Here is a 17,234-nt window from a genome sequence, read left to right on the forward strand (position 1 = left end):
TTGGAGGTACTCAGGCGGCCTGATTATCAAATCACGGAGAAAGAATTGCTGGCGGCCTGGGTATTATTCGCCAATCAGTTGCTCAAATATGGCTATGCTATGGCTGATTTATGAGGGGATCCTTCAGTCCTTGGCATGGGCGTAGCCAATATGGCTGACGAGCATGAGAGCCAGTAACTGTGTTTTCACTTTACTACCTTGCGATTACAGGGATGGTTATTTACGGATAGATGCATTAGTGACAAGTTTGTCAAAAAGGTGGCGATTATAGATTTTTTTGACGCCTTTGGGTAAGTATTTTTAATGGATTTAAACCGTATGACTGATATCTAAATGTTTAATGCAACAAGTTGAAAAATAGATATTACAAATCGCTGCATTAAGATTTAAATGAGTGCAGATTAATGAGTCAACAAGGTGAAATTAAGCTGATGTGTGGAATAACGAGTGTTAGTGGATTGCTTTAATTTTTGGGGTCTTGTCATTAAAAATGCCACTCAAAAGAGTGGCATTGTAATTTAGCAGAAGCGAATAAACTTTATATTTGCCTAGGTTTTACTTTTAAACTTTCCACAGTGTTAAAACCGTTAACGCTTAACTTATTCAGCGTGAAGTGACTACTTACCAGCGCGAGTCATTTTATCTAAATAGCCCATGGCAAAGGCTGACAACACGAAGGTGATGTGGATTAACAGATACCACATGATTTTATCGTTATCGATATTCTTCACATCCATAAAGATTTTTAGTAGATGAATGGATGAAATCGCCACGATAGAAGCGGCGACTTTGTTTTTCAGTGAGCCAGAATCCAGTTTGCCAAGCCAGCTTAGCTTCTCACTGTCTTCGCCCACATCTAATTGTGAAACGAAGTTTTCATAGCCAGAAAACATCACCATCACAATCAGGCCGCCGACTAGGGTGATATCAATTAAGGACAGGGTGACCAGCACCAGATCCACTTCGGTCATCTCAAAAATAATCGGCAGAATATGGAAGATCTCTTGGAAGAATTTAATGCCTAAACCGATTAGGACTAGGCTTAATCCCAAGTAAATCGGCGCCATAATCCAGCGAGATGCATACATTAGCCTTTCAAATATTTTTTCCATATTCCATTTAACCCTTAATCTAAAAATGCGGTAAAAAATCGAGTTACCAACGACTAAAACAGTAACATAGCGCATTTTAGGCGCGCGATAACCCTAGGGTAAAGCGTGAGATATATGCTGTTATTGCGCTTTCTGTAGACATTGTCGTCATCTAAACCCGATTCAGGGTTTAGCAGCGCGGCAGCGTCTAACTTGCTCATGTCTTCGATATGTTTGATTGTCGCTTTTTTCAAGCAGATACCAAAGTAAATTCAGCAACAGAGGATCACGTTTTTACACTTTTTAGGACTTTGTTGAAAGAGGTGACATTTGTCATCTTCTATTGCTGACAACTCACACTGCCGTGATTTAGCGGATATAGGGATACTAAAGCCATACCAACAAGGAGGCTTAATCATGCAACATAAATCACTGGATCAACAATTAATCGAATACCGCCAAAAACGTGCTTTAGCTATGCCTTTATCCGGCATGATAGTGTGGAGCTTACTGTTTATATTGAGCTTTGTATTAACTCCTTCGCAGTTGGTGATGGCGGTCTTTATCGGTACTGGTTCTATTGTCTATCTTGCTATGGGAGTTTCGCGGCTGACTGGCGAGAATATCTCCTTCAAGAAAAGCACTGAGCGTAATTGGTTTGAGACTGTGTTTCTCGCTGCGATGGGGATGAGTTTTTTAACCTTTAGCATCAGTATTCCCTTTTTTATGGAAAACTATTTAGCCCTGCCTTTCGCCCTTGCGGTGCAAACAGGTTTAATGTGGTTAGTCCACGGTGTTTTAGCGGCGCAAAAGGTGGCGATTGTGCATGCAATTGTGCGCACTGTGGCTTGCGCGGCTGCTTTTATGTTGTGGCCTGAGTTGAGTTTTCAGCTTCAACCTTTAATTGTGGTGGTATGTTATGGGTTCTCTATCCCAGTGATGCAGCGCCGTTGGAAGATTCAGCAAAATTTTTGTGTTGCGGGTTAGTGGTTAGTAGGTTTTGCGGCCTTACGGCCGAGGTAAGTCAAAGTCGGGGTCTTCACCCCCCAATCAATTGTGATGATTTGATTGGAGTTACACTAACAAAGTTATCGCAGCTATTAATTGCAGCCTAACGGCTGAGGTGAATCAAAGTCGTGGGTCTTCAACCCACACCCGACCAAAAGGGGAAAAGCGCCTGTTCCCCTTTTGGAAATCCCCCGGCGTCCCTAGCGAAGTTATATGCATTGGTTAGTGGCTTCGTGCTTATTCGAAAATCGCTAACGCTTCCGATGGGGCGTCCCTTCCCCCCGAAAGCTACGCAGACGTCCTGTCTGCGTCACGCTATTTTCTTCAACGCCCTTCAGCAACTTCGCAGGGGAGGTGAACTTCTATTGCCTTGGTGTTAGCTGTTAGTCCTAAAGATTTGTACCTGTCCCATCTTTCGCAACCGTTGATATCGCCTGTGCTACTTTTTCTTCTGTATCTTTCAAAATCTCTTTTGACTCCTTTTCCAATTTTGCTGTCAGTTTTGAGAAACCAGGTATGTTTCTTAGCTTTTCAACGGCATCACCTAATTTAACACTTTTATCTAAAGCATCCATCAAGGGGTGATCTGAACTGGCAGTTAGACATGGACGTTGTTCGGCAAGGACTCTTGTTAACAAAGAGGCAAGAGGGAATTGCTGTTGATCCCCTCTTGGTCGGGTGTGGGGTGAAGCCCCACGACTTTGACTTATCTCGGCCGTAAGGCCGCAATCGATATAGCATTGTGCTAAACAGCACGAATATTAGGCTGAGGGGTGAAGCCCACGACTTTGACTTGCCTCGGCCGTTAGGCCGCAATTTCTTCAGCGGTAAAGCCGCATCACAACTCAAATGTCGCATTAAGCGACAACAAAAAAGCCACTGTGGTCAGTGGCTTTTATAATAAAAATCAAAGCTTAAGCGATTCTGCTTACTCTATATTTGGCTCTTCGCTGTAATCGATACCATGGTAGCTCAGGCAAGCGTCGACTTCGTTGCTGCTACCTAAAATTACCGCAACACGTTGGTGAATGTGTGTTGGTTGAATATCCAAAATGGTTTCATAACCAGTAGAAGCCTTACCGCCCGCTTGTTCGACTAAGAAAGCCATTGGGTTGGCTTCGTACATCAAGCGCAGTTTGTACGGCTTTTTAGGATCTTTATTGTCGGTTGGGTAAGTGAAAATACCGCCACGGGATAGCACGCGGTGTACATCGCCGACCATGGCCGCAATCCAACGCATATTGAAGGATTTTTCGCGTGGGCCAATTTTACCGAGCAGTAAATCGGCAATATAGGTCTGCATTGGCGCTTCCCAAAAACGTTGGTTCGACATGTTAATGGCAAACTCTTGGGTATCTGGGCTAATGCTCATGGCGGCGTTGGTCAGTAAAAATTCGTTGGTTTCTGGGTGTAGGGTAAAGAGTTGCACGCCTTGGCCTGTCGTGAGGGCGAGCATGGTAGATGGGCCATAAAGCACATAACCTGCGGCTAATTGCGCGCGGCCAGATTGTAAAAAGCTAGTTTCAGTCAACACGCCAGCAGGGGCGGGCCCCTTTGTTGCTGGTAATATAGAGAAAATCGTGCCGACTAACGAGTTGATATCAATGTTAGATGAGCCATCGAGCGGGTCGAAACACACTAGATATTGGCCATTTTGGCTGACTTCAACCACATGATCTTCTTCTTCCGATGCCAAACCGCGCACTGTACCGTCAGCTTTTAATGCATCTTTGAGCATGTCGTTGGTGATGATATCCAGTTTTTTCTGGGTCTCACCTTGCACGTTTTCTTGCTCAGTCGCGCCTAACACGCCCGCAAGCGCACCGTGGCGAACGGCATGGCTAATGGCTTTTGAGGTGTCGGCTAAGGTTAAGATTAGCTGGGAGAGGGAGTCGTTCACTGCCTGTGAGGTCAAGTGCTGGGCCAGAGTCTGCATGTTATGTCCTTTAGAGGTTCAACAATGAGGTCAATTTCGTTATTTGCCGCGAATGATAACTCAGTTAGTCGACAATTTCAGCGATGTTGCTGATGCTTTTAGCGAATATTAGGACTTTTAGGGATTATTTGGACTGAGTCTACGAGATGATCCTAATTTGTATCGGCATATTGCATGCGCTTTCTATTTGTAGCGCGCCTCTGGCACAATGGCGGCAGTTTTTTAATCGCCAGCCTAAGGCGAGTACACTTCCAAGGAATAATAATGATTAAAAATAGGTTAACTTGGTTCCCTGCGCGCTCGCTTAAGGTGCGCGCCGTTCCCTTACTGATAGCGAGCCAAATGGCCATGATTTCGACAGCTATGATTTCAGCAACGACCCCTGCTTTGGCAATGGAAGGTGGCAAACAGCCACTGACGATTGAGCGAATGAATGCCTCGCCTGCCTTAGCGGGCACCAGTCCCCGTGGTTTGAAATTGTCCCCCGATGGGCAGCGAGTTACCTATCTTGCTGGCCGTAAAGATAATCAAAGTTTTTATGATCTCTGGCAGATGGATGTCAAAACTGGTGAGTCGAGCCTGCTATTAAATGCCGATAAACTCGCGACCAATGAATTATCCGATGAAGAAAAAGCCCGCCGCGAACGCCAACGTATTTATGGCGAAGGCATTATGGAGTACTTCTGGGCCGATGATAGCCAAGCGCTATTAATCCCCGCTGCTGGCAATCTGTATTACTTTTCCCTTGCCGACAAGAGCGTGACTCAATTGCCGATTGGTGAAGGGTTCGCCACTGATGCACGTCTATCGCCTAAGGGCAATTTTGTGTCTTTCGTGCGGGATCAAAATCTGTATGTGTTAGATCTGGCGAGCAAAAAACTTGAGACTATGACCACAGATGGCGGCGGGGCGATTAAAAATGCCATGGCCGAGTTTGTCGCTCAGGAGGAAATGGATCGCATGACAGGTTATTGGTGGGCGCCCGATGAATCGGCCATCGCCTTTACCCGTATTGATGAGTCCGGTGTCGAGCAAGTAACCCGTAACGAAATCTATGCTGACGGTATTAAACTTACTGAGCAGCGCTATCCCTATGCCGGCAAAAACAATGTCGACATCGCCCTCGGTGTGGTCACGTTAAAAGATAAGGCTATCAATTGGGTGAAGCTGCGCGAAGAGAACAGCGAAGACAATAGCAAAGATATTTACCTGCCGCGGGTCGATTGGCTGCCCGATAGCAAACATTTGTCGTTCCAGTGGCAGAGTCGCGATCAACATAAGCTAGATTTGCAACTGGTGGCGTTAGATTCACTGACTAAGCCAAAAACCTTAGTGAAAGAACGCAGTAACGCTTGGGTGAACCTCAATAACGATCTGCACTTTTTAAAACAGCAATCGGCTTTTATTTGGGCATCTGAGCGTGACGGCTTTAATCATCTGTATCTTTTTGACTTAAAAGGCAAACTTAAAACCCAATTGACTCAGGGCGAGTGGGCTGTCGATGTGTTGGAATACATAGATGAAACCGCTGGTTGGGTATATTTCACTGGCCGCAAAGATACGCCAATCGAGAAACAACTTTATCGCGTGCCGTTAGCGGGTGGCAAGGTTGAGCGGGTAAGCAAGCAAGCGGGCATGCACGATCCTGTGTTTGCCGACAATCAAAGTGTGTATCTGGATTATTTCAATAGCTTATCTCAGCCACCGCAGATCAGTTTACACGGTGACAAGGGCCAACAATTGGCTTGGGTCGAGCAAAATGCGGTCAAGCAAGGCCATCCTTTATATGACTATGCGGGTCTGTGGCAAATCCCTGAATTTGGTGAACTGAAAGCCGAAGATGGCCAAGTGTTACAAACCCGTTTATTCAAACCTGTTCCCTTCGATGCGAGCAAGAAATACCCTGTCGTAGTGCGGGTTTACGGTGGGCCGCACGCTCAGTTAGTGACTAACAGTTGGAGCGAGCAGGACTACTTTACCCAGTATCTTGTGCAACAAGGGTACGTAGTATTCCAATTAGATAACCGCGGCAGCGCCCACAGGGGCACAAAGTTTGAGCAAGTGATTTACCGTCACTTGGGCGAAGCTGAAGTCAAGGATCAAAAAGTGGGGGTGGAGTATTTACGCAGCTTACCCTTTGTCGATGCCGATAATGTAGCGATTTACGGCCACAGCTACGGCGGTTACATGGCCTTGATGAGTTTATTTAAGGCGCCGGACTACTTTAAAGCCGCGATTTCGGGGGCTCCTGTCACCGACTGGCGCTTATATGACACCCATTATACTGAGCGTTATTTAGCTCATCCCGAGGGAAATGAAAAGGGTTATGAAGCCAGCAGCGTGTTCCCTTATGTGAAAAACTATCAATCGGGTCTGTTGATGTATCACGGTATGGCCGATGATAACGTCTTGTTTGAAAACAGCACTCGGGTTTATAAGGCGTTGCAGGATGAGGGCAAACTGTTCCAGATGATCGATTATCCTGGATCTAAACATTCGATGCGTGGCGAGAAAGTGCGTAATCACTTATATCGCTCACTGGCCGATTTCCTAGATAGGCAGTTGAAAAACGCCAAATAGTAGGCATAAAAAAACCAGATCCTAAGATCTGGTTTTTTGTGAATCAATTCTTATCAAACCAATTAATGCGGATGTCGCTTAGCGGGCGATTAGCCTTCTAAGTTACCGCAAAAACGATAGCCTTCACCGTGAATAGTCGCGATGATTTCTGGCGTATCTGGCAAGCTTTCGAAATGCTTACGGATACGACGGATAGTGACGTCTACAGTACGATCGTGTGGCTTAAGTTCACGGCCAGTCATTTTCATCAGTAGATCGGCACGAGTCAAAATTTTGCCTGGGTTTTCAACAAAGTGCAGCATAGCGCGGAACTCGCTACGTGGCAGTTTGTAAGATTCACCCTGTGGGCTCACTAATGAACGGCTGTTGATCTCTAAGCTCCAATCATTGAAGCGGTAGTATTCTACTGAGCTCTTCTCTTCTACTTCAGCGCCAGCGCTGTTGACGCGAGTCAGAAGGTTACGAGCACGAATCGTTAATTCACGTGGGTTGAACGGCTTGGTAATATAATCGTCCGCGCCAATTTCAAGTCCAAGAATTTTGTCGACTTCGTTGTCACGACCTGTCAGGAAGATAAGACCTATGTTGTTGATTTCACGTAGTTCACGTGCCAACAACAGGCCATTCTTGCCTGGCAAGTTAATGTCCATAACAACCAAGTTAATTTTGTTTTCCTGCATAGCCTTATGCATTTCTGCGCCATCATTGGCCTCAGTTACCACATACCCTTCTGCCTCGAAAATACTTCTCAGCGTGTTACGGGTAACGGCTTCATCTTCAACGATCAGAATGTGCGGATTTTGCATATTATTTACCTAAATTTTAATCAGTTTATACTAACCAATAAGAGCAACTTACTTCGGGCTCTTATATTCATAAAAGCGTTGATACTTCCTTGAACTGCTTTGTGCTCAAAAGGAAAATCTTTAAGGTGACATCTATATCTGGATGTAGATTAAGTGCACGTTTAAGTGTAATACGAGAAAACGTAATCAGTACCAACTTCGATAAGCAATAGTTAGAATAAGTTCCTTAACTATTGTTTTTTTTAAATGTTTAAAAGACAAATCAAATGTAGAACACATTTTAAACAGATGCCCGGTCAGTTCACGTTACTTAAAGCGATATATGTAACAAACTGTATTGAACGATAAGCATCTTGCTCAATCTGTTTCAACTCACCAGTACGTACATTGTACTCGTTTTAGTCATTTGTTAACAAATGAAATGTTAACAAATTTTAGGCGAGTTGGGCTTTTTACCATGATATTTACTTTAGCTATTGATTAGTATAACTAATGTATTTGTGATTCCTGTGAGCCAGTTCACGCCTCTTTGGATTTTACAATCACTCTGCTACACTAGCTTGGGTTCATTTTCGACTAGACTACCAATGGACAATACGACTCAAGATTTGTGGCAATGTTACCAAGCGCCGTTATTTTTGCTGACTCAAGCATTATCCTGTGATCTTTCCTTTGCTGTTATTACCGCCCATAATCCCGCTTCAAAACTGCTTTCTCCCAGTCAAAACCGTTTACTCGATCGCCAACTTCTCCGTGAAATTGAATTAATCGGCAGTCCCTATCGTGCTTTAGTGGGCGCTGCGCCGGATTTATCCCACATGGAAAAAAGTTGGGCCGTGTTTATCGATAGAACGATGGCGCTGCAACTGGGTAAAAAATTTAATCAATACGCGATTTATGTGATTGAACAAGGGGATGTTAGCTTAGTGCCATGCACCTTGGATGGACATGATGAAGTGTGTTTAGGCAAATTTAGTGATTATGTGCAGCTGGTATACGAGTTACCCGATTTAAGCACTTAATTGTTTTCAAAAGATTTTAGTTAAATTATTCATTTGTTATGAAATTAGCATTGACTTCATTAGGGGTTTATTGCTACTTTTTTCGTCCCTTTCCCTAGGAAAGGAACAGAAGAGGAGCGTTAACTAGGTAGTCGGTCAGAGGAGCACAAACTCCAGCGATGACTGATGAGGGAGATTAACGCCGAGGCATAGATATGGTTGCTGCATATTTATGTCGGTCGCTCAGGCTGAATCCTGACGATTGTCACCTGTAATTGGTGGAGAGCTTCTGGTGACGATTGCTGTTTCCCTTCTATTGGGGTGCGTTATCATTGAGCACCAGGCTCTTCGAACGAAGTTAGTTCGGAGTGTGATCATGTTAGTTAATCAATATTTTATTCAATCTGCGTTTATTTGTTGCCCTACGTGTTTCACGGAGGTGAGCTAATGTCCCTCGTTGTCGCAAAATTTGGTGGCACTTCAGTCGCCGACTATAACGCTATGAATCGCTGTGCCGACATAGTGTTAGCTAATCCCAATTGCCGTTTAGTCGTGGTCAGCGCATCGAGTGGCGTGACCAATCTGTTAGTGGAATTGACCCAAGAAGCCATCAACGACGATGGACGATTACAGCGATTAAAACAAATTGCCCAAATTCAATATGCGATTTTAGATAAGCTCGGTCGTCCTAACGATGTGGCCGCCGCATTAGATAAATTATTGAGTCGCATGTCAGTATTGAGTGAAGCGCTCGCATCACAACGCAGCAAAGCGACCATGGATGAGTTGTTGTCCCTTGGTGAGCAATGTTCTTCGGCGTTGTTTTCGGCGGTGATCCGCGAGAAAGGTGTCAACTCCAGTGCCTTCGATGTGCGCCGAGTGTTACGTACTGACAGCCATTTTGGCCGCGCCGAACCTCAGGTCGAGCAGATTGCGACTCTAGCGCGTGATTATCTACAGCCACTGCTAGCGGAACAAGTGATTGTGACACAAGGCTTTATCGGTGCCGATGATGCAGGGCAAACGACCACATTAGGTCGCGGCGGTAGTGATTATTCTGCTGCGTTGTTAGCCGAAGCGTTACGCGCCTCAGCGGTCGAGATTTGGACCGATGTTGCAGGCATTTATACAACCGATCCACGTCTTGCGCCCAATGCCTTTCCGATTGCCGAGATCAGTTTCAATGAAGCCGCCGAGATGGCGACCTTTGGTGCTAAGGTATTGCATCCTGCGACCATTCTTCCTGCCGTTCGTCAGCAAATTCAAGTGTTTGTGGGTTCAAGTAAAGAGCCTGAAAAGGGCGGGACTTGGATCCGTCATCAAGTGGAAGATGCGCCTGTATTCCGCGCTGTGGCTTTGCGCCGCGATCAAACCCTGTTAAATCTTCACAGCTTGCAAATGCTGCATGCGCAGGGCTTTTTAGCGGAAACCTTTGCGACATTAGCGCGACATAAGATCAGTGTGGATTTAATTACCACCTCAGAAGTGAATGTGTCTCTAACCCTCGATAAAACTGGTTCAGACTCTAGCGGACAAGGTCTGTTGAGTGAGGCATTGCTGCAAGAATTATCACAGCATTGTCGTGTGCGAGTTGAAGATGGACTGGCCTTAGTGGCTATTATCGGTAATCGCATCGCGACGACGCCGGGTATTTGTCGCCGCGTGTTTGAAGTGTTAGAGCCACACAATGTGCGGATGATTTGCCAAGGCGCCAGCCCACATAATCTGTGTGTGTTAGTAGCAGAATCGGAAGCGGCGCAAGTGGTTAAATCGCTGCATCAAAATCTGTTCGAAGGCGCTTAATATGTTGCCGACAACATCGTCTCTGCAAATCGGGGAGCTTGCCGCAGGGCAAGCACTCACCTTGCCTATATACCATTTTAAGCCGAGCGACGAGAAGGCGACTGGCCCCAAAGTGTATATTCAGGCCAATGTCCACGGTGCTGAAGTGCAAGGTAATGCGGTGATTTATCAGTTGATGAAGCAGCTTGAACTCTGTGACGTCCGCGGTGAAATCACCTTAGTGCCATTGGCGAATCCACTCGGGATCAACCAAAAAAGTGGTGAGTTTACCCTTGGCCGATTTGACCCTATTACAGGCGCGAATTGGAATCGTGAGTATTTGAATCATGCAATCGATTTGCCGACTTGGTATAGCGAACATGCCAAGCTCAGTGATAGCGAGCTGATCCAAGCCTATCGCAGTACTTTGGTTGAAGCCTGTCAGCAAAAATTACGTCACGAATGGGGCATTACTACTGGCCATAGGCTTGCGGTTAATCTGCAGATTATGGCCCATGGCGCGGATATAGTGCTCGATCTGCACACAGGTCCTAAATCCTGTAAACATTTGTATTGTCCTGAATATGACTTAGCTGCTGCACAGTATTTATCTATCCCTTATACGCTCGTTATCCCCAATACCTTTGGTGGTGCCATGGATGAGGCTGCGTTTTGTCCTTGGTGGCAATTGAGTGATTTTGCAAAAGCACAGGGGCGCGATCTAGCCGTTGCTGTGTCGGCGTTAACCTTAGAATTGGCGAGTCAAGAGCGTGTCTGTCTTGAGGATGCGTTGGTTGATGCTCAAGGGATTTTGGCGTATTTAAGCCACAGAGGCGTAATAGCTGAAACCGTTGCGCCTGCTAAAATGCCGCGCTTTGGTTGTTACCTTAAAGACTATAAAAAGTATCACGCGCCAAGTTCAGGACTAGTGGAATATCTCGCACCTGTGGGTGAGCCACTGGCTGCGGGGCAGCCCTTAGTTAATTTACTGCGTATGGATTTATACGGTACGGCGGATGAGCTAAAAACGGTCAGTTTGCCCCAGGACTGTGTGCCTATTTTGCACTTTGCTTCGGCATCAGTGCACCAAGGGACTGAGCTTTATAAAGTCATGACTCATGTGTTTGAGTTGCCGACGACATAATCGCCCGCTTAGAGCATAAGCATTAGCTCATAACATTCAGCTTATCGGACTGAGAGAAAACAACGCCAATCCTAATCGATTGGCTTTGTTGTTTTTAAGGTGGCTATAACCACTTAAATCGATAAAACAGCGCCATTTGTAGGGCGACGAGTGAGATTAATATGCCGCAGAAGGTGGCGAAGGCCCAAGTGTTGTCAGCGCCCGGTATGCCGCCAATATTGACTCCGAGTAAGCCAGTTAAAAAACCCAATGGTAAGAAGATGGCCGACACTAAGGATAAGAAATATAAGCGCTTATTGAGCTGCTCCGATTGCTGACTGAGTAATTCTTCCTGAGTCACATTGGCTCTGTCGCGCAGGGCATCGAGATCTTCAATAGTGCGAATAAGCTTATCGTTTGTTTCCCTGAGTTTAAGCCGTTCTATATCATTAAATAGACTCAATTGTTCGGAAATCATTTTCGAAAATGCTTCACGCTGGGGCGCTAAATAGCGGCGAATGGCAACGGTTTGGCGACGCAGTTCGGCGATATCGGTGCGTAAGTCTTTCACATTACCTGAGACGACTAGCTCTTCTAAATCTGAGAGTTGTTCTTCTAACTTATCGATGAACTCGACTTTACGGTTAGTGAGTCGCTCACAGATTGCGACGATAAAGTCACCTGTGGTGGTCGGCCCATTTCCCTCAAGGATCAGCTCGGCGACATCTTTGACCGACTGTAACTCGCGATCACAGGTGGATATGATCCGCTGTTTATCGGCATAGATACGCACGGCCACCATGTCTTCTGGTGCCGAGTTGGGGTTGAGGTTGACGCCGCGTAATGCGAGTAATATGCCTTCGCCTGTAATCACTGCGCGGGGGCGAGTGTCTTGGGCCAGTAGGGCATCACTTTCGACCTTAGGTAGGCCGCTATTGAGTATCCAGTGGCGCGCCTTTTTATTGCGATAGCGAAGATGCAACCAGAGTAGGCCATCCTGTGGGTTCCATTTTTCAATTTGCTCTAGGCTTAAGGTAGAACCCGCTTGGGCGCCACTCAGCACTAAGCTGTAGATAAATCCTTCGTGCATATCGCATTCCATATCTCTTTCAAAATCATATAAACAAGCTAACTGATTTTGTCATGAAAATGAAGTCAGTACTCGTGCTTAACGGATTAAGAGGCTTGCCCTGAGCGCCCTAAATCTGCTGTGCTGCGGGAGGCGAGCAACTTCGCCAAGGATAGGTTAAAATTAGCATTAGTAGGCTTAGAGCAAGAGACAATAAAATGGAATACGAATTTCGGCGTAACAGTTTAACCGGCACTTTTCTGGCCAGCTTTAGCATGGATCATGAAGTGCTGGGGCAGTGGTTTACAGAAGAATTAGGGCCAGACTTAGCCAAAATTCAGCAAGTGTTGGGCATGATTAAAGACATTCAAACCGATAAACGCGGTGCATGGCGCCTCGTTGGTAATGATTTTACCTTAGAGTTAGAGCGTGAACAGGCGCGGGTGTTTGCGAATACGTTAGGTTTTGAGCAAGAGTATGAGTTAGAAGAGGCTATGTCACTCTATGATGCTGAGTCTGAGGCCTATTGTGGCTTAGAGGACTTTGAGCAGGCGCTACTGAGTTGGCAGCAGTTTGTCGAGAAAGGTCTGTAATCGTCCATTCAAATCCTATTCGATAAAAACATAAAGGCAATCATAGGATTGCCTTTATTGTTTGCGCGATACCTCGCTAAACTCAGGGATTATTGATTAAGGTAGCGCACCGCCATTTCGGTTCTCGACTTGGCATTGGCTTTACGCAGTAGGTTTTTTACATGCACTTTGACTGTGCCTTCACTAATGTGTAAATGCTCTGAAATCATCCGATTACTTAAGCCTTCCGCCAGTTGCTCAAGAATTTGCAGCTCCCTTGGCGTCAAGCTCGAAATCCATTCTTGCTCATCGGTCGCATCTTTAAGCTCGTAGAGGTATTCCTCCACTTCATCGCTAATAACTCTGTGGCCAAGCATGGCATTTTTGAGCTTTTCGAGCAGCAAATCTGGCTCAGTATCTTTAAGCAAATAGCCGTCGGCTCCAGCGCGAAGTAAACGGATAACATCCTGTTTTGCATCGGAAACTGTGAGAATTACTATGCGTGAGGTAACACCCTCTTGGCGCATGGCATTGAGAGTATCTAGGCCTGTCATACCTTTCATATTCAGATCGAGCAAAATGATGTCGGGTTCATCGGTGGCGACGGCGGTTAATGCGTCTAAACCGCCACCAGCTTCACCAAAAAGGCTGAAATCAGGATCTGAGGCAATGAGCTGGCAGATGCCTTTGCGTAACAGGGGATGGTCATCGACCACCAGTACGGAATAAGGTTTACCCATTTGAAGGCTCCTGTTGAGAGGGGAAAATAAGTGTTACTCGAGTGCCACTTGAACCTTTGCTTTGCTGCGCAAGGTCGAATGAATGGTTAGGCTTGAGTGCATCGTCTTGTTTATTGCATCCTTGCTCAATCGTGGTGGTCGCTGCGTTAAATCGGCTTATTTCATTATTGCTAAATACGACTTTACCTGAAAGTTTGCTGGCTCGCTCATGCATAATCCCTATGCCAAAGTGTTGATCTCGTTCTTTTAAGTGTCCAATACCTATGCCGTTATCACAAACATCAATATTGACCATGCCTTTATCATCTTTATAGCAATGGATATTGATGAGGCTGGCCTCGGCGTGTTTGATGGCGTTTAGAGTCGCTTCTCGCGTGATCTGCAGTATGTGAATATGCTGTTTTGCCTCTAACCATTGTGGTGCAAGTTTATAGTCTAAGGTGATCTTGATATTCGTCTTGGCTCTGAGCTGCTCGAGCATAGCCTCTAGGGCACTTTTTAGATCGGGTTCTTTAATTGTGAGTCTAAAGGTAGACAGTAATTCCCTGAGTTGCACGTAGGCTGTGCTCACGCCTTCGTTGATTTCGGTTAATTGCGCCTCAACGATCGGGCTGCGGCAACTGCAATCTAAGTTTTTGCGTAATAAGCTAATTTGGATTTTGAGGAAGGACAGCACTTGCCCTAAAGAGTCGTGTAGCTCCCGCGCGATCACGCCGCGTTCTTCCATTAGCGCCAGTTGTTGTCTTTGCTCCGTGGCATTATGGATCACGATTGAGCGGGTCAACATAATCGCGAAATTATTAAATAGCGCGATATTCGGTGTTTGGTCGGCAATTAACTCTAAATAGCCTAAATTAGCCTGCTCAAATTGCAGTGGGAAACGGGTACTCTCTTGAGTCATATCTGGCCAGCCGCCATCGGCCTCAATCACTTCAAGCTCTTGCTCTGGATACTGGATAATGAGCCTAAGGTAGTCGAGTGACTCATAGCCTTTTAACTGATTTAGTGCCGCTTTGAGCGCTTTGTAATCGAGCTTATTTGCGTTTAGTGTCAGTAGGTTATCGTATAAAAATGCCAGCTCATTGTTGGCCCGAGTGAGTGCTAAGGTTTTCTCTGCCACCTGCGACTCTAAATCGCCATAAAGCATGGCGAGTTCCTTGGCCGTTTTTTGCAGGGCATGGGTGAGCGCTGTAAGTTCGATATATTCGGTTTCGGGCATTTCGATTTCAAAATTGCCTTTAGAAATAGTATTCGCCGATTCCATTAGCTTTTGCAGTGGGATCACCACTTTCTTCTTAGTAAAACGCACCGCCACAAAGGCGATAATGAGCATGACGCTTAAGCCTAATATTTGGCTGGCGGCGAGGAGCCTGAGTTTAAAGGCGGCGTGGTGCTCCATTTCCAATACCAGTAAATCTATGGTGTCGACAAAGTCCTTAAGTGACGCCACATAGTCGCGGGAGTTTTCTTGCTCTATGTAGTATTTCATCACCAGCCATTTATCGATCACGAGCTGATATTGATCGGCAATCTTACGTGGACTAAACCAACTATCTGAAGGCTTTAAGGTATCGGAATAGAGGGTGTTTTCGAATTCGATGATTTTATCGAGCGCGGCCTCACTGCCTGAGTTGGCGTAAAACATCAATCGATAGCTTTGCATCCGCAAAGAACCCGAGGCGTTAATCGCCTTAGCGTCGCCCAAGCTGTAAGACAAATTGATGATAGCAAAGGTCGATAAACTGCTAGAAAGCAGAATGAGTACTAACATTAATCCTAAGATTTTTGAGGTTAGACTGCCTCGTTTCATTAATCCGCTATTCATTTTAATGGCCGCTGTTATGGCACTTTGCAGTGGTTTTTACATTAGAAAATAATGTAATACATTAACAAAAGTATAGAAGTGTGAACAACAACACCTTTACATTTTGATCTAGCGCAAACTTCGACCTAGATACCCCCTAAGAGGTATATGTTTAGCGGGATTAAGTCACTAAGTTTGACCATGGAGATGTCGTGATTTACAACAATAATGCAACACGGAGATGAGATGATGAAGAAGATGACAGGTAAGTCCTTTGCACTAAGTGCACTGGTTGCCGCCAGCTTCATGGCGGCGGGCGCAATGGCGAGTGATAAAACTGAGCCTCGCAACGAAGTTTATAAAGACAAATTTGCTAATCAATACGCTAGCTGGCATGACACAGATAAAAGCACTGAGAATACCGATGTGTTAGCCTCGGACCCGAGCTTAGTCGTGCTGTGGGCAGGTTATGGTTTTGCGAAAGATTACAACGCACCACGTGGCCACATGTATGCCATTACGGATGTGCGTAACACTCTGCGAACTGGCGCACCTGCCAACGCGGAAGATGGTCCAATGCCTATGGCTTGTTGGAGCTGTAAGAGCCCTGATGTACCTCGCTTAATTGAAGAGCAAGGCGAAGATGGTTACTTTAAAGGTAAATGGGCCAAGGGCGGCCCAGAAGTGGTGAACACCATAGGCTGCGGTGACTGCCATGAGAAAGGCACGCCTAAACTGCGTATCTCTCGCCCTTTTGCTGAACGTGGTATGGAAGCATTAGGTACACCGTTTGCCAAAGCGTCTAAAAAAGACAAGCAATCTATGGTCTGCGGTCAGTGTCACGTTGAATACTATTTCGAGAAAAAAGAAGGCAGAAAAGGTTTCGTTAAATTCCCTTGGGATATGGGCACAACCGTTGAGCAAATGGAAACCTATTACGACGGTATTGAGTTCTCCGACTGGACGCATGCGCTGTCTAAAACCCCTATGTTAAAAGCGCAGCACCCTGGCTATGAAACTTGGAAACTCGGTGTTCATGGTAAGAACGATGTGAGCTGTGTTGATTGTCACATGCCAAAAGTGACTAACGACAAAGGCCGTAAGTACACAGATCATAAAGTGGGTAACCCATTTGATCGTTTTGAAGAAACCTGCGCGACGTGCCACAGCCAAAGTAAAGAGTTCTTAGTCGGCTTGACCAACGAACGTAAAGCGAAAGTAAAAGAGCTTAAAGGCCGCGCCGAAGCACAACTGGTGAAAGCGCACTTTGAAGCCGCAGCCGCTTGGAAAGCGGGTGCAACTGAAGCGGAAATGAAGCCTATTCTAACCGATATCCGTCATTCACAATGGCGTTGGGACTATGCGATTGCTTCACACGGCGCTGCTGCTCACGCTCCTGAAGAAGTCTTACGCATTTTAGGTACCGCAGTAGATAAAGCGGCTGATGCGCGGGTTAAATTAGCGCAACTGTTGGCGAAAAAAGGCATCACAGATCCTGTCGCTATCCCTGATATTTCGACTAAAGCTAAGGCACAAGCCGCTTTAGGTATGGACATGGAAAAAATGAATGCTGAGAAAGAAGCATTTAAGAAGGACATGTTACCTAAGTGGGATGAAGAAGCGAAAAAACGCGAAGCCACTTATAAATAATACTTAAGTAGACTTCAAAATAATAAAAAGCTCCTATAAAGGGAGCTTTTTTATATCCTTTATTAAAGGATA

At 45.7% G+C, this 17,234-nt stretch carries 14 protein-coding genes and 1 riboswitch; of the genes, 7 read left to right on the forward strand and 7 right to left on the reverse strand.

Annotation, left to right across the window (positions count from 1 at the left end; translation table 11 throughout):
* Positions 1-617 precede the first annotated feature (617 nt).
* Positions 618-1,112, reverse strand: coding sequence for a TIGR00645 family protein (locus K5Q99_RS18760; RefSeq protein WP_006080109.1), 495 nt, complete (start codon positions 1,110-1,112; stop codon positions 618-620).
* Between the two features lie 396 nt (positions 1,113-1,508).
* On the opposite strand from K5Q99_RS18760, the gene K5Q99_RS18765 reads away from it, so the two are divergent.
* A complete protein-coding gene (locus K5Q99_RS18765; RefSeq protein WP_220777761.1) occupies positions 1,509-2,078 on the forward strand; it encodes a DUF7010 family protein in 570 nt (189 codons plus the stop codon).
* Positions 2,079-2,488: 410 nt separating this feature from the next.
* Here K5Q99_RS18765 and K5Q99_RS18770 read toward each other — a convergent pair whose 3' ends face one another.
* Complete coding sequence (locus K5Q99_RS18770) at positions 2,489-2,674, reverse strand: hypothetical protein (RefSeq protein WP_106651653.1); 186 nt, start codon at positions 2,672-2,674, stop codon at positions 2,489-2,491.
* Positions 2,675-3,027: 353 nt separating this feature from the next.
* Positions 3,028-4,035: a class 1 fructose-bisphosphatase gene (locus K5Q99_RS18775; protein WP_220777762.1), complete on the reverse strand. Its 1,008-nt coding sequence runs from the start codon at positions 4,033-4,035 to the stop codon at positions 3,028-3,030.
* 264 nt (positions 4,036-4,299) lie between these two features.
* On the opposite strand from K5Q99_RS18775, the gene K5Q99_RS18780 reads away from it, so the two are divergent.
* Complete coding sequence (locus tag K5Q99_RS18780) at positions 4,300-6,615, forward strand: S9 family peptidase (RefSeq protein WP_220777763.1); 2,316 nt, start codon at positions 4,300-4,302, stop codon at positions 6,613-6,615.
* An 89-nt stretch (positions 6,616-6,704) separates the two neighbouring features.
* Here K5Q99_RS18780 and arcA read toward each other — a convergent pair whose 3' ends face one another.
* Complete coding sequence (gene arcA / locus K5Q99_RS18785; protein WP_006080127.1) at positions 6,705-7,421, reverse strand: two-component system response regulator ArcA; 717 nt, start codon at positions 7,419-7,421, stop codon at positions 6,705-6,707.
* A gap of 587 nt (positions 7,422-8,008) precedes the next feature.
* Between arcA and K5Q99_RS18790 the strand changes: the two genes are divergently transcribed.
* From K5Q99_RS18790 to K5Q99_RS18800, 3 genes are all read left to right on the forward strand, one after another.
* Positions 8,009-8,443 (forward strand): DUF3293 domain-containing protein, encoded by a 435-nt coding sequence (locus K5Q99_RS18790; protein WP_220777764.1) that lies wholly within the window; start codon positions 8,009-8,011, stop codon positions 8,441-8,443.
* Between the two features lie 101 nt (positions 8,444-8,544).
* Positions 8,545-8,719: riboswitch (Lysine riboswitch) on the forward strand.
* A gap of 150 nt (positions 8,720-8,869) precedes the next feature.
* Positions 8,870-10,225 (forward strand): lysine-sensitive aspartokinase 3, encoded by a 1,356-nt coding sequence (lysC, locus tag K5Q99_RS18795; protein ID WP_220591150.1) that lies wholly within the window; start codon positions 8,870-8,872, stop codon positions 10,223-10,225.
* 1 nt (position 10,226) lies between these two features.
* Positions 10,227-11,348 (forward strand): succinylglutamate desuccinylase/aspartoacylase family protein, encoded by a 1,122-nt coding sequence (locus K5Q99_RS18800; RefSeq protein WP_220777765.1) that lies wholly within the window; start codon positions 10,227-10,229, stop codon positions 11,346-11,348.
* 103 nt (positions 11,349-11,451) lie between these two features.
* On the opposite strand, the gene K5Q99_RS18805 is transcribed toward K5Q99_RS18800, so the two are convergent.
* Complete coding sequence (locus K5Q99_RS18805; protein WP_220777766.1) at positions 11,452-12,417, reverse strand: zinc transporter ZntB; 966 nt, start codon at positions 12,415-12,417, stop codon at positions 11,452-11,454.
* Positions 12,418-12,614: 197 nt separating this feature from the next.
* On the opposite strand from K5Q99_RS18805, the gene K5Q99_RS18810 reads away from it, so the two are divergent.
* Entirely contained in the window at positions 12,615-12,989 is a 375-nt protein-coding gene (locus K5Q99_RS18810) for a YacL family protein (protein WP_041411501.1), read from the forward strand.
* Between the two features lie 89 nt (positions 12,990-13,078).
* Here the strand turns inward: K5Q99_RS18810 and K5Q99_RS18815 are convergent, their stop codons facing one another.
* A complete protein-coding gene (locus K5Q99_RS18815; RefSeq protein WP_006084162.1) occupies positions 13,079-13,708 on the reverse strand; it encodes a response regulator in 630 nt (209 codons plus the stop codon).
* Positions 13,701-15,533 carry a nitrate/nitrite two-component system sensor histidine kinase NarQ gene (gene narQ, locus K5Q99_RS18820; protein WP_198555550.1) on the reverse strand — a complete coding sequence of 611 codons (1,833 nt, stop codon included), beginning with the start codon at positions 15,531-15,533 and terminating at the stop codon, positions 13,701-13,703. Before narQ ends, K5Q99_RS18815 begins: the two co-directional genes overlap by 8 nt.
* A 225-nt stretch (positions 15,534-15,758) precedes the next feature.
* On the opposite strand from narQ, the gene nrfA reads away from it, so the two are divergent.
* A complete protein-coding gene (gene nrfA / locus K5Q99_RS18825; protein WP_012090224.1) occupies positions 15,759-17,162 on the forward strand; it encodes an ammonia-forming nitrite reductase cytochrome c552 subunit in 1,404 nt (467 codons plus the stop codon).
* Positions 17,163-17,234: the final 72 nt, after the last annotated feature.

Origin of the sequence: Shewanella hafniensis (genome assembly GCF_019655335.1) — a bacterium.
Taxonomy (GTDB): domain Bacteria; phylum Pseudomonadota; class Gammaproteobacteria; order Enterobacterales; family Shewanellaceae; genus Shewanella; species Shewanella hafniensis.

Coding starts and splice junctions, on each gene's coding strand:
- lysC (WP_220591150.1), top strand. CDS start 8,870: ATGTCCCTCGTTGTCGCAAAATTTGGTGGCACTTCAGTCGCCGACTAT.
- K5Q99_RS18770 (WP_106651653.1), bottom strand. CDS start 2,674: ATGGATGCTTTAGATAAAAGTGTTAAATTAGGTGATGCCGTTGAAAAG.
- K5Q99_RS18815 (WP_006084162.1), bottom strand. CDS start 13,708: ATGGGTAAACCTTATTCCGTACTGGTGGTCGATGACCATCCCCTGTTA.
- K5Q99_RS18810 (WP_041411501.1), top strand. CDS start 12,615: ATGGAATACGAATTTCGGCGTAACAGTTTAACCGGCACTTTTCTGGCC.
- K5Q99_RS18805 (WP_220777766.1), bottom strand. CDS start 12,417: ATGCACGAAGGATTTATCTACAGCTTAGTGCTGAGTGGCGCCCAAGCG.
- K5Q99_RS18800 (WP_220777765.1), top strand. CDS start 10,227: ATGTTGCCGACAACATCGTCTCTGCAAATCGGGGAGCTTGCCGCAGGG.
- narQ (WP_198555550.1), bottom strand. CDS start 15,533: ATGAATAGCGGATTAATGAAACGAGGCAGTCTAACCTCAAAAATCTTA.
- nrfA (WP_012090224.1), top strand. CDS start 15,759: ATGATGAAGAAGATGACAGGTAAGTCCTTTGCACTAAGTGCACTGGTT.
- K5Q99_RS18765 (WP_220777761.1), top strand. CDS start 1,509: ATGCAACATAAATCACTGGATCAACAATTAATCGAATACCGCCAAAAA.
- K5Q99_RS18760 (WP_006080109.1), bottom strand. CDS start 1,112: ATGGAAAAAATATTTGAAAGGCTAATGTATGCATCTCGCTGGATTATG.
- K5Q99_RS18790 (WP_220777764.1), top strand. CDS start 8,009: ATGGACAATACGACTCAAGATTTGTGGCAATGTTACCAAGCGCCGTTA.
- K5Q99_RS18780 (WP_220777763.1), top strand. CDS start 4,300: ATGATTAAAAATAGGTTAACTTGGTTCCCTGCGCGCTCGCTTAAGGTG.
- K5Q99_RS18775 (WP_220777762.1), bottom strand. CDS start 4,035: ATGCAGACTCTGGCCCAGCACTTGACCTCACAGGCAGTGAACGACTCC.
- arcA (WP_006080127.1), bottom strand. CDS start 7,421: ATGCAAAATCCGCACATTCTGATCGTTGAAGATGAAGCCGTTACCCGT.